The 12,779-nt window shown below is 47.0% G+C and carries 11 protein-coding genes; 1 reads left to right on the plus strand and 10 read right to left on the minus strand.

What is annotated here, in order from left to right; genetic code table 11:
• Nucleotides 1-351: 351 nt before the first annotated feature.
• The 6 genes from ACFO8Q_RS14735 to ACFO8Q_RS14760 all read right to left on the minus strand — a co-directional run bounded on the left by ACFO8Q_RS14735 (nt 352) and on the right by ACFO8Q_RS14760 (nt 6,088).
• Nucleotides 352-927 (minus strand): C40 family peptidase, encoded by a 576-nt coding sequence (locus ACFO8Q_RS14735; protein ID WP_380026574.1) that lies wholly within the window; start codon nt 925-927, stop codon nt 352-354.
• A 90-nt stretch (nt 928-1,017) separates the two neighbouring features.
• Nucleotides 1,018-1,266 carry a hypothetical protein gene (locus tag ACFO8Q_RS14740; protein WP_380026575.1) on the minus strand — a complete coding sequence of 83 codons (249 nt, stop codon included), beginning with the start codon at nt 1,264-1,266 and terminating at the stop codon, nt 1,018-1,020.
• A gap of 55 nt (nt 1,267-1,321) precedes the next feature.
• Nucleotides 1,322-2,440 (minus strand): Nif3-like dinuclear metal center hexameric protein, encoded by a 1,119-nt coding sequence (locus tag ACFO8Q_RS14745; protein ID WP_380026576.1) that lies wholly within the window; start codon nt 2,438-2,440, stop codon nt 1,322-1,324.
• On the minus strand, nt 2,425-3,132 hold the full coding sequence (locus ACFO8Q_RS14750; RefSeq protein ID WP_380026577.1) for a tRNA (adenine(22)-N(1))-methyltransferase: 708 nt from the start codon (nt 3,130-3,132) through the stop codon (nt 2,425-2,427). The genes ACFO8Q_RS14745 and ACFO8Q_RS14750 overlap by 16 nt, the downstream gene beginning before the upstream one ends.
• Nucleotides 3,133-3,199: 67 nt before the next feature.
• Nucleotides 3,200-4,864: an AMP-binding protein gene (locus tag ACFO8Q_RS14755; protein WP_380026578.1), complete on the minus strand. Its 1,665-nt coding sequence runs from the start codon at nt 4,862-4,864 to the stop codon at nt 3,200-3,202.
• Between the two features lie 132 nt (nt 4,865-4,996).
• A complete protein-coding gene (locus ACFO8Q_RS14760; protein ID WP_380026579.1) occupies nt 4,997-6,088 on the minus strand; it encodes a citrate/2-methylcitrate synthase in 1,092 nt (363 codons plus the stop codon).
• 142 nt (nt 6,089-6,230) lie between these two features.
• On the opposite strand from ACFO8Q_RS14760, the gene ACFO8Q_RS14765 reads away from it, so the two are divergent.
• Nucleotides 6,231-7,115: a LysR family transcriptional regulator gene (locus ACFO8Q_RS14765; protein ID WP_380026580.1), complete on the plus strand. Its 885-nt coding sequence runs from the start codon at nt 6,231-6,233 to the stop codon at nt 7,113-7,115.
• On the opposite strand, the gene ACFO8Q_RS14770 is transcribed toward ACFO8Q_RS14765, so the two are convergent.
• From ACFO8Q_RS14770 to dnaG, 4 genes are all read right to left on the minus strand, one after another.
• Nucleotides 7,112-8,254, minus strand: coding sequence for an acyl-CoA dehydrogenase (locus ACFO8Q_RS14770; protein ID WP_380026581.1), 1,143 nt, complete (start codon nt 8,252-8,254; stop codon nt 7,112-7,114). The two genes, ACFO8Q_RS14765 and ACFO8Q_RS14770, sit on opposite strands and share 4 nt — an antisense overlap.
• 136 nt (nt 8,255-8,390) lie before the next feature.
• Entirely contained in the window at nt 8,391-9,263 is an 873-nt protein-coding gene (locus tag ACFO8Q_RS14775) for a hypothetical protein (protein ID WP_380026582.1), read from the minus strand.
• Nucleotides 9,264-9,401: 138 nt separating this feature from the next.
• Nucleotides 9,402-10,556, minus strand: a complete 1,155-nt coding sequence (gene rpoD / locus ACFO8Q_RS14780; RefSeq protein WP_380026583.1) for an RNA polymerase sigma factor RpoD — start codon at nt 10,554-10,556, stop codon at nt 9,402-9,404.
• A gap of 30 nt (nt 10,557-10,586) precedes the next feature.
• On the minus strand, nt 10,587-12,401 hold the full coding sequence (gene dnaG, locus ACFO8Q_RS14785) for a DNA primase (protein ID WP_380026584.1): 1,815 nt from the start codon (nt 12,399-12,401) through the stop codon (nt 10,587-10,589).
• Nucleotides 12,402-12,779 lie beyond the last annotated feature (378 nt).

Genomic DNA, 12,779 nt, shown 5'->3' on the forward strand with positions numbered 1-12,779 from the left:
ATGATGGACTCGAACCATCGACACCCTGATTAAAAGTCAGGTGCTCTACCGACTGAGCTAATGGCTCGCAGTGACAAATGATATAGTAACAAAAATCGAACCGAAACACAATACGTAATTTTTGTCATCGTCGCCGACCAGCGACAAGACTTATCTTATCACCTATTTCACACGGTTTCAATCTGAAGTTCCTAACAAAAGACAACAAAACATATCCAAACTCTTAAAAATCACTTTCATTTACTCTATTTCTTGTTTTCTCTCGCAAATAAAGAGTCATACACACAAAAAAAAACGAGCCACGCCAAGGTAAACTCGAAAAAAATGAATGCAGAACCTAAAGATTGCACATCATACAGATGAAACCAACCGAGTAGCAAACATGAAGTGTGTACGAATATCGTCATTCACATCAATCACGGAAACCTGATGGTTATCGCCCGAAGCATGCAGTAGCTTTTCACGATTCAAGGCAATTGCAACATGTGCCGGGACTTTATTTGAGGACGAACTCGAGAAAAACACAAGATCTCCCGTCTCCACGTGTTCAAATTTATTAATTCGGGCGCCAAACTTCGTTTGCTGAGCAAGAGAGTGAGCCGGAATCCAGATTCCGTTTATTCGATAAATCTGCTGTACAAAACCGGAGCAATAAAAAACATGAGGATCGTGAAAAACGATTGGTTTTGAGGAGGATTTTTCAACATACTGTTGTGCATTTCGCAAAAAACGTTCTTGAAATATCCGTTTGTCTTTTACAATGATCGACTTGTCCTGGATCGCATTCACAAGCATATGATCTTCCGGAACCGCAGTTGCATCCGCCAATTCATCCGGAGCGACAGGTTGTTCGGCATAAACAGGGGTATTTCCGACGGTAACGAACAGGAGCGGTGTAACCAGCAAGAGCTGCCAAAATCGTTTCACTCGTGAGCCCCCCTATTCCGACATATTCGATTTATCTGCTTGACTACAGAATTCCCTTCTTGGTCGGCAAGTATAAGAGGGAGTTTTTGCTCATGGATACATGGTAAATCTCTTTCCCCTATATAATGGTCGAATTCGCTTAGCTTGGCAAAAACGACACTCATAGACGATCTGTCGTTCCTCAGAATCTTCCCATTCGGTATAAAGCACCTTCTGCATAATTCGCCCGCAATCCGGGCATTTTGTAATCGTCAACATCAGATGCGCCAAATAATACAAATAAGTCCCGCCCAAAATGATCGTAAGTAAACAGAATGCCGCAATCAGCCACTCAAGCATGAAAATCACCCCCATATCATGGTATGGGGGCGTGTCTCAAAGTAGAATGTCCAACTTATAAAAAATCAAACGGTTCGGTTAAAACCCGGGAAGAAACTGCTTCAGTGTTCCAGTTTAACTCTTTAAACTTCTGGTTGAAAAAATTGGCCACTACAGGCACGACAATTCGTTCCATTCCATTGTGACCCGGGTCAATTAACGAAAGCCCTTTAAACAAAGCATCCTGGGCATCATGATATTTCAAGTCTGCCGTAATCAGAACGTCCGCGCCATGGCCCACCGATGCATCAATCCATTCGGATCCGGATCCTCCTACTATTGCGACTTTTTTTATCTGATTGTTCCGATCCCCAACGATTCGGATCCCGGGGACACCCAGTTTCGATTTCACGTATTGTGCAAATTCAGCCAACCGATACTCTCTTTCCAATGTCCCCACACGACCAATGCCATATGGCTTCCCCATTATTTCGAGAGGATACAGGTCATACGCGACTTCTTCGTATGGATGGGCCGCCAGCATCGCTCGTACGACTGCCTCCTGCGAAGTTTCCGGGACGATGGTTTCCAGACGTACTTCCTCAACCCGTTCGAGCTTCCCTTTTTCACCGATAAAAGGATTGGTGCCTTCCTCAGGTTTAAACGTTCCGGTACCTGAAGTGTTAAAGGTGCAATGGCTGTAATTTCCAATCCACCCGGCTCCCGCTGAGCAAACCGCCTCCAGAACCTGCTCGTGGTGGTCTTTCGGTACAAACACGACCAATTTTTTAAGCCGCAGGTTGTGCAAACGATCCAAAATCTCCACGTCTTGCAGACCGAACAATTCCGCCAGAACATCATTCACACCGCCCTCTGCAATATCGAGATTGGTGTGAGCCACATACACGGCTATATCGTTTGCCAGTAATCTGGCAATCGTCCGACCGTAATAGGAATCCGTACGAATCCTTTTAATCGAAGTATAAATAATCGCGTGATGGGCTACAATCAGTTGTGCACCAGCCTGGATCGCTTCATCGACAACCTCTTCCGTCACATCCAAGGTAACAAGAATTTTCGAAACCAAATTCGCGGGATTCCCGATTTGAAGGCCAATTTTATCTCCTTCCATTGCAAGATTCGGTGAGACCCACTCTTCGAATACCCGGATCACATCTTTTACTGTGGTTTGCATAGACGGAGTACCTCCTCAAGTCTTTTTTTCTTTTGAACAAGGGCCTCCTGCTTTTGTAACGCCTCTTCTCCCTGAGCCTTCCGCAAACTTTTCAGCACCCGATCGATCTTTCCAATGGCGGCTTTCAATTTATCAGGAAATAAAGGATGATGCCGCAATAGTTCAACGCTGCCTACTTCGTACCACAAATCGTCATGGTAACGCTCATACCCCGGTTCCGCCTTCAGGATTTCGTATAGAATTCCCTCATCGACGACAAGTTCCTCCTTCGCGATCCGCCACCCATTGGCATGCAGCCATCTGCGCAATTGGTCACCGTCCACCATAGGCTGCAGGACAAGTTGTCGAACACCCGTTAATTTGTCTTTTCCCCGAGACAGAATATCGACAATCGTTCCGCCGCCCATGCCACAAATAGTAACAGTATTGACTTCTCCCGCTTCCAGAACTTCCAGACCGTTTCCTTTACGGACTCTGATTCGTTCAGAGCAGCCCGCTTCCTCAACCGTTCGTTTTGCTGTTTCATACGGACCTTGATTCACTTCGCCGGCTATCGCAAACCGGATCCGGCCTTCTTCAATTAAGTATGCAGGAAGGTACGCGTGGTCACTCCCAATATCCGCAAGAGTCGCCCCATTTGGCACCAGACTTGCAACCTGCTGCAATCGTTTCGACAGTTTCAATTGAATCACCGAAATCCATTATACCCGATTCCCTCACGAACTCAAAAGCGTGCCCTTCAAGGACACGCTCCCATCTTTATGCAGTCTCGATTGAATTAGCCTTGTGCAAATTCAGCAGATCAATTGCCTCTTCACGCAGCTTGAACTTTTGAATCTTACCTGAGGCAGTCATGGGATACTCGCTGCAGAACTGAATATAGCGCGGGACTTTGAAACGGGAAATTTTGCCCAGGCAGTAGTCCCGTATTTCTTCCGCAGTCGCGGTTTCTCCTTCTTTTAGACGAATCCACGCCATGACCTCTTCCCCATATCTCTCATCAGGCACGCCGATCACTTGTACATCAAGGACCTTCGGATGAGTGTACAAAAATTCTTCAATTTCACGCGGATAAATGTTCTCTCCGCCGCGAATGATCATATCCTTCAGACGCCCGGTAATTTTGCAATAGCCGTTCTCATCCATGATAGCCAGATCCCCTGTGTGCAGCCAACCATCTTCGTCAATCGCTTTTGCTGTTGCCTCAGGGTTCTTATAATAGCCTTTCATTACATGGTAACCGCGCGTGCACAGCTCACCCTGAACACCTCTTGGTACTTCACGCTTCGTGCCCGGTTCCACAATTTTGACTTCGACGTTTGGCAAAGCACGTCCCACCGAAGCCACCCTAAGTTCAATCGGATCCTGAGTTCGTGTTTGCGTGATCACGGGAGACGATTCGGTTTGCCCGTAGGCAATGGTAATCTCCCGAGCCCCCATTTTCTCTACAACCGCTTTCATCACTTCAATCGGACAAGGCGAACCCGCCATGATTCCCGTGCGGAGAGACGAAAGATCATATTTGGAAAAATCGGGATGGTTCAATTCCGCAATAAACATGGTCGGAACCCCATGCAGGGCTGTGCATTTTTCCTCGTGTACAGCGGTAAGGACCTGCACGACATCAAATTCCTGCACCGGCACCATAGTGGCTCCCACAGTTACACAAGTCAGCGTGCCCAGCACACAACCGAAACAGTGGAAAAACGGAACCGGTATGCACATGCGATCCTCATGTGTCAAGTTCATACATTCTGCTATATTTGCCGCATTGTTCACAATATTGTTGTGCGTTAACATTACACCTTTTGGAAATCCCGTAGTTCCAGATGTGTACTGCATATTGATTACATCATCCGGTTGCAGGGAGTTCATCCGCTCTTCCAAGTCCTCGCTGCGGATTGAATCGCCCATGCTGATCAGATCCGACCAGAGGAACATCCCAGGGTACCGAGTTTCACCAAGTACGATCACATTTTTCAAAAAGGGAAGCTTTTCGGATTGGAGTTTGCCGGGTTCTGCGTTCTTCAATTCCGGTACGATTTCATACAGCATTTCAATATAGGAGGCTCCACGGTAGGACTCCATCAGAATCAATGTAGTGGAATCGGATTGTTTTAACAGATACTCAAGTTCCGCCGTACGGTAGTTCGTGTTGACCGTAACTAACACAGCCCCTATCTTACCCGTAGCAAATTGAGCGGTAAGCCATTCTGGGTAATTAGTCGCCCAAATCGCTACGTTTTCTCCCTTTTGAATTCCGAGCTTCATGAAGCCCTTGGCAACTTGTCTGCACACATCGTCAAACTGCTTGTAAGTATAGCGCAGTCCCCGATCAGGATACACCACCGCCTCATGATGCGGCCGTTCCTTCGCGACTTTCTCGAGCAGTTTTCCAACTGTGATATGCATTGCGTCTGCCATTTGCAACCCCCCAGAACTTAAATTATTCGCAACATTCACAACTGAATAAATTCAATGCGGCGACCCGTTTTTCCTCTGTAAAAAACAAAAAATCCTTCCATTCCGGAGAAATGGAAGGAAGAAGATTGTTTGTTATTCCGCGGGAATTGTTCCTGTGTAGATGGATTGCGGACGAATCAAGCGATTGTTCGCCGCCTCCAGAATGTGAGCTGACCATCCAACCGTCCGGCTTACCGCAAAGCTTGGTGTGAACAGCTCCGCCTCCAAGCCGATGGAACGCATTACAGCAGCTGCATAAAATTCTACGTTGGTGTTCAAACCACGGCCCGGTTTATATTCTTCAAGCAATTTGAGAGCTACTTTTTCCACATGTGTCGCCAAGTCTAACCAAGGATCGTCTTGGGCCACGCTGGAAGCCACTTTACTGAGAGCTACAGCACGCGGATCCATAGTTTTGTAAACACGGTGGCCGAAGCCCATCAGGCGCTCCCCTTTTTCAAGTGCTGCCCTTAACCAGGGTTCTGCGTTCTCTTTTGTGCCAATCGCCTCCAGCATGTCGGTTACCTCTGACGGTGCACCACCATGCAAAGGACCCTTAAGAGCACCGATTGCGGCAGTGATCGATGAAACCAGATCCGAACGGGTTGATGCAACTACACGTCCTGTAAAAGTCGAGGCGTTCAGGCCATGTTCCTGAGTAAGAATCAGGTAAGCATCCAATGCCCTAACTTGCGCTTCCGAAGCTTCTTTTCCTTTCAACATAAACAAATAGTTTGCCGTATGACCGAGATCTGCGCGAGGCGCTTTCGGCTCCTTATTCTGGAGACGATTATACCGGTAAGCAATAATGGTCGGCATCTTTGCAGTTAAGGAAATCACCTGCTCCATCGTAGGAGGCCAGCCATGGTCGGGAGTCCCCAAAGCGGATACGGCCGTACGCAGTACACTCATCATATCCGCATTTTCCGGTATCGCATCGATAATAGATTTGATGTGAAAAGGTATCTCACGCTCTCCAGCCAATTTTTCTTTTAAAACTGCAAGTTCATCAGCGGACGGCAAATGGCCGTACCACAGCAGGTGAGCAACTTCCTCAAAAGAATGTTCCAAAGCCAAATCACGTGCCCAATAATTTCGATAAACCAGCTGCCCTTTTTGTCCATCTACAAGGCTGAGATCTGTTTCCGCCACAACTACATTTTCCAATCCGATCGAAGTAATCACCGGTTCCACCCTCTCTGATGTTTTGTTGTCGAATTCCGTCGAGTCATTGTCATTATATCGTCACATTTCCTTCCGGAAAAATAGAGGTTTGTATGGCAATCGATTATAAAATATAATTAATCAGGGGAAGAGGTGACTCACTATGGATCTCAAACTGCTGCGCACCTTCGTAGTCGTCGCAAAAGAATTGAACTTCCACCGTGCGGCTGAAAGGCTGTTTCTGGCCCAACCGACAGTCACGGTACACATCCGGCAATTGGAAGAACTTGTGGGGTATCCATTGTTTGAGCGTGTAGGGAAGAAAGTAAAATTAACAGCAACCGGAGAAAGATTCCGAATCCATGCGGACCGAATTCTGGAAGCTCACGATGAAGCGTTATCCGACCTTGCCCGCTGGAAAATGGGCTATGATGATCGACTGGATCTGCTTTTGGCACCGCTTTGCGCAGAATTTACCCTGCCGATAATATGGCAGGACTTTACCTCCAGATATCGGAATGTTGAAATTCGGATCTATACTACTTTATCTCCATCAGTCGGAAGCGGAATTGCCGCCGGACGATCCCATATCGGTCTCTCCCGTCTTCCTTCCGGGCATCCCGATACAATAACGGAACTATTGCATCCCGACCCGGTCGCATTGGTTGCACCCGGCACCATCAAACCGGATCAGGCTGACTATCGGGAATTGTTGATGAGACATCCGCTGCTCACAAAAAATCACCCTGAGTATTGGGATGATATTCTTTTTCAACTGCATGATCTCAAGGCACCGATGCGTCCAATGACAGTAAGTCAGGTGCATATCACGAAGAAATTGATTGAGACAGGGGTTGGCTTATCCTTCCTGCCTCTTTCTACAGTCCAGGAGGAAATTCAGTCGGGCAAACTTACCGTCGTACCAACCCCCGACTTACGGTTACCCAGTGCAGGGACTTATATCATAACTCCGAGAGATAAAGATCTCCCGCAAGCGGCACGGGATTTTCTTTGGATGCTCAAATGCCGGGCAGGAGATCAGCCTTAACACCCCAATTGCCGTGCAATCACCATACGCTGAATCTCCGACGTTCCCTCGCCAATCTCCATCAACTTTGCATCACGCAAGTAACGTTCAACCGGATACTCCTTCATGTAACCGTAACCGCCATGAATCTGAATAGCCTGATCGCAGGTCCGCATGCAGATTTCAGACGCGAACAGCTTAGCCATCGCAGCCTCTTTGGTAAAAGGGCGATTATGATCCTTCAACCATGCGGCTTTCAGTACCAGGTTCCGAGCCAGCTCAATGTGCATGGCCATATCCGCCAATTTAAATTGAATCGCTTGAAACTTGGAAATTGATTGCCCAAATTGAACCCTTTCTTTTGCGTACTGCAGCGCCGAGTCAAAAGCAGCCTGTGCAATTCCCACGGACAGTGCCCCGATTGAGATTCGGCCGCCATCCAACGTATAAAGAAATTGCTTAAAACCTTTTTGCGGATCGCCAAGCAAATTTTCCTTGGGAACGCGAACATCCTCCAAAATCAATTCAGCCGTATTCGAACCGCGAAGTCCCATCTTTTCATATTCCTTACTGACTCGAAAACCGGGCGTATCAGTTGGAACAATGAGTGCGGATACAATATTTTTGCCTCTGGCGGTTTTGCCTGTTACCGCAGTTACAATAACCGTTTTCGCATAAGTTGCGTTTGTAATGAAACATTTTGAGCCGTTAATTACATATTCGTTTCCTTCAAGCACTGCTTTCGTCTGAGTGCCTCCCGCATCCGATCCGGCATTCGGCTCGGTTAATCCGAACGCACCAAGTGCAGCCCCCGATGCCAAAGGAACGAGATAATTTTGTTTTTGCTCTTCGGTTCCAAAATAATAGATAGGGCTAGCTCCTAACGAAACAGCAGCCGCATAGCTTAATCCTGTGCTTCCGCACGCTCGTCCAACTTCCTCAACCGCTAACGCGTAAGAAATTGTGTCTCCTCCAACGCCGCCGTACTCCTCCGGGAACGGAATTCCCAACAATCCGAGTTCTCCCATTTTCTTAAAAGTATCGATCGGAAACTGAGCTGTACGATCAATCTCTGCCGCTTTCGGCGCTATCTCGTTGTCCGCGAAATCTTTCACCATATCCCGAATCATTTGCTGCTCTTTGGTAAGATCAAAATTCATCTTCTTACTCCTCCCCAACGATCGATTTAAAATTTGAGTGATTGACCACCCGCAAACCGACCGAACGCTCGCTCAGGTTTACTCCGAACGACCGCTCGTTCGGTCCGTTTCAAAAAATTGAGGAGAACCGAAATTCTCACTCAACTCTATTATATTGGCGCATCTTGAAACTGTCGAGCCAATTTTGTATCCCCTCTCGAAAAACAATTATGAGGGTAACAAGCAAAGAAAGTTTCAAAAACGCGGTAACGTCAATCACAAAATTCGGTTTCGCCCCGGAGAGGAGATACAAAAAATCCGGCACCATTACCGCTAAGACCCCGATAATCGCCCAGCTTGGGGCAACAAAAAGTTTTGTGCGCCCCAAAAACACTCCCACTCCAATTGAAACAACAGAGAAGATCAACCAATAAACGGTATTCATGCCGTAATCGGAACCTGCCACCTGCCGAACGTACTGAAGAACCAAGTGATAAAAAATTCCGATTGCTAACCAGGAGATGCTGACAATCATTCGGGATTCTCCAGCAGTGCCGGACACGATCCAGATCAGAAGCACCAGTACCAAAACCATCAGGGAACCTTCCGGCGAATCGGTCAGCCCGGTCGACCGGACGAAAAAATATCCGTCAAGAGCGACCAACAAACATGCGGACGTAAGGAAGACTATTCGCAACAAAGCAATTGGTAACCGTGCAAAAAAGGCAAGACAATAAAAAGCAACCGTCAAAATCACCAAGATCACAATTTGCATCCAGTTGGGAAACGATGTAAAATGAAGTACAAACAGAAGCAACAATAAGGAAACAGCGAGGGAACTGAACAAACGCCTCCAGGGAACGGAGGTTCTCCGCACTCCAAACGAGTTTTTGGTTTTCTGATCCGAACTGAATGTTTCACCTTCCGCGTACAGATTCGATAAAAAATCGCAATATTCTGCCGGAAGCAACCGGTTCGTACGCCATGAGTCAATCTCTTTTAAAATCAGTTTTTTGTTCGATTTGTCCATTTGGGTACCTTCTTATCCAATAATCTGTCTCTATGTTTATTTCGACGGGAATCCGTGCTGTCCTTGCACTTAAAATAATAGCACCCGCTCGAAAACGGGTGCCGGTGAGTAACATTCGCTTTTATTGAGCTTGAACTTTTATTCAAGGAAGTCTTTCAGGCGTTTGCTGCGGCTCGGATGCCGAAGCTTACGCAGTGCTTTCGCTTCAATCTGGCGAATACGCTCCCGTGTTACCCCGAAGACCTTGCCTACTTCTTCAAGGGTTCGAGTGCGGCCGTCATCAAGACCAAAGCGAAGGCGCAGAACATTCTCTTCGCGCTCTGTCAGAGTATCAAGAACATCTTCAAGCTGTTCTTTCAAAAGCTCATAAGCAGCAGCGTCCGCAGGAGCCAAAGCCTCTTGGTCCTCAATAAAGTCCCCGAGATGGGAATCGTCCTCTTCACCGATCGGGGTTTCAAGGGAGACAGGCTCTTGCGCGATTTTCATGATTTCCCGAACTTTTTCGGGACTCATTTCCATCTCAACGGCGATTTCCTCAGGGGTTGGTTCGCGCCCTAATTCCTGCAGGAGCTGCCGTGAGATCCGGATTAACTTGTTGATTGTCTCAACCATATGAACCGGAATTCGAATTGTGCGGGCTTGGTCTGCAATTGCACGTGTAATGGCCTGACGAATCCACCAAGTTGCATAGGTACTGAATTTGTAACCCTTGCGGTAGTCGAACTTCTCAACCGCTTTGATAAGACCCATGTTGCCTTCTTGAATCAAATCAAGGAACAACATGCCGCGACCCACGTACCGTTTTGCGATACTTACAACGAGTCGAAGGTTCGCTTCAGCCAGACGGCGTTTTGCTTCCTCATCGCCTTTTTCGATTCGTTTAGCCAGCTCAATCTCATCGTCAGCAGAAAGGAGCGGTACACGTCCGATTTCTTTCAGATACATACGAACCGGGTCATTAATTTTAATTCCAGGAGGAACCGTTAAGTCCCCCAAATCAAACTCTTCTTCAGCGTCGGTTGGGATAACATCTTCGTCATCATTATCGTCCAGAACCAGTTCGTCCTCATCCTCATCATCGTCTGATTCATTGCTGACCTCGATTCCTCGATCCGCCAACAACTCAAAAAACTCGTCGATTTGATCCGAGTCTTGTTCAAACGCCGATAGTTTGTCCATGATTTCTTTGTATGTCAAATACCCGCGTTTTTTGCCTGCCTCAAGTAGCTGCTCTTTGACTTGTTCAATTGTCAGTTCGGTTGTTTGAGTGTTTTTCACTGGTTTCTTCACCATCCCGACCCCTCCTTCCCCACGGAGTGTCTGTCATGTTTTTTTTCGCAAATCGATTTGTTCCTTTGTCAAAGCCCGTAATGTCTCAAAATCTCCTCGTCTCGCTGCCTCTTCCATTTCTTTGGGGATCATTTGAAGACGTTTCTCCGCCCTGCCCTTTTGAATCCGAAGAATATATTCTTCGGCCAGACCGGATCGGTTCTCGACGGACTCGGTCTCAAAAGCTAATTCGGAAGCCAGTCGAATCAACCGTTCATCGTCAAGCCTGGAAATAAAATATGCAGGATTGGCGTCTTGATGATCCTCATAGTACAGATAGAGGAATACCGCCAAAGCGGCGTGCTCTTCGATTGAAAATTCATCGACAATCGTTTCTTTGACTTGTCTTGCTACCCCCGGATCGATTAACATAAGAGATAAGAGCTTTCTTTCCGCTTGAACATGAGCGGGAAGCGGGTTGAGCGCGTTTTTGAACATGCGCTCACCATTATTTATATTAGTATTCCACTTACTGGCAGGTTTATCCCCAGATTTAGGTTGAGATACAGTCATTTGCATTTCCTGCATCAAGGATTCGAGAGACACGTTAAATTCTCCCGCCAGTTCGCGCAAATACGTCTCTCGTTCCACTGGACTCCTGACTTCAGCAACGATTCGAACTGCTTCAGACAGAAACGCGATTACACCTTCTTGGGAAGACAACTGGCTTTTGTTACGAAGCATGCGCAATTTGAATGCTGTAGAAGAAACAGAGCCTTCCTCAACAATTCGTTCAAACGCAATAGCCCCATACTTCTTAAGGTATTCGTCCGGGTCCAAGCCATCGGGTAAAACGGTAACCCGAGGCATGCCTCCCGTTGCCGCAATTACCTCAGAACTGCGAAGGGCTGCATCCTGACCCGCACGGTCGCCATCATACATCATGAGAATCTCGCCTGCATTACGCTGCAGAATTTTCGCCTGCTCGGAAGTTAGTGCAGTTCCAAGCGCCGCTACAACGTTTTTGATCCCATGTTGATATGCCGTGATTACATCCATATACCCTTCCAGCAGAATCGCCCTGTTCCTTTGCCGAATCGGCTGTCTTGCGCGATGAAGATTGAACAGGTGACGCCCCTTCTGAAAAAGTTCGGTTTCAGGAGAATTCAGGTACTTCGGTTCTCCCTGGCCAATAATACGTCCACCAAAACCGATCACACGCCCTTGACCGTCGTGTATCGGAAACATCACGCGTCCCCGAAACCGGTCAAAGTATCTTCCAGGTTGATTGCCGCTTTGGGAAAGCAGCCCGGCCTGTTCCAGAAATCCCTCTTGAAAACCTCGTTTTTTAAGGAAAGTCAGAAGAATGTTCCACCGATCAGGTGCGTACCCCAGCTGAAACTCTTCGATCGTGGACAGCGTCAACCCGCGTTCTTGAAGATACCGCATGGCGGGCACGCCCGCCTCCGTGTTCATCAATATATGATGGTAGTATCTGGCGGCTAAATCATGACACCTCAGCTGCTCTTTCCGGCGAATCGCTTCAGGTGAATGTTCCTCTGCGGCTTCCCTTTCCGGGAGAACGACACCTGCACGTTTAGCGAGGTGTTCTACTGCCTCCACAAAAGTAAGATTCTCCACATGCATAATAAATGAGATCGAATTGCCTCCGGCACCGCATCCAAAGCAGTAGTACATCTGCTTGGTTTGGGACACAGAAAACGACGGGGTTTTTTCCGAGTGAAACGGACACAGTCCTACAAATGAACGCCCCGATCGTTTTAACGGCACATATTCGGCAATCAAATCCACAATATCAAAATGCTGACGTATCTGTTCAATTACGTCTTCCGGGATACGCCCCATCATACATCACCTTTCTGTATTTGAGGCTTCTTGCCAGAATACATCTTGATATTCGCCAATATGGAGGGATCTCCTTCTGTTTCTCAATTTTTTCTTGCCATTAAATTTTTGATCCGGTGAATCTATAATTCTACAGGTGCCGACAATTTCCTTCTACAGGTTAACAATTTGTTTACAAAAATCGACACAATACGAGTTCACCGCTTTTAAATTCAGGCTCCCCCTAGTATAAACCCATTTATTCCTAAATATTCCGAAATGTTTGTGGGGGCTGCCTTTTTTATATTTACGCTTTTTTTTATAAAAAATCCTTCTATTAGAGTCTGTTTAAAAACTACGTACTGAATTAAAATTCTGAACAAAATCTCACCAAGCGGAATT

The sequence above is a fragment of the Effusibacillus consociatus genome (assembly GCF_042652925.1).
Classification (GTDB): Bacteria; Bacillota; Bacilli; order Tumebacillales; family Effusibacillaceae; genus Effusibacillus; species Effusibacillus consociatus.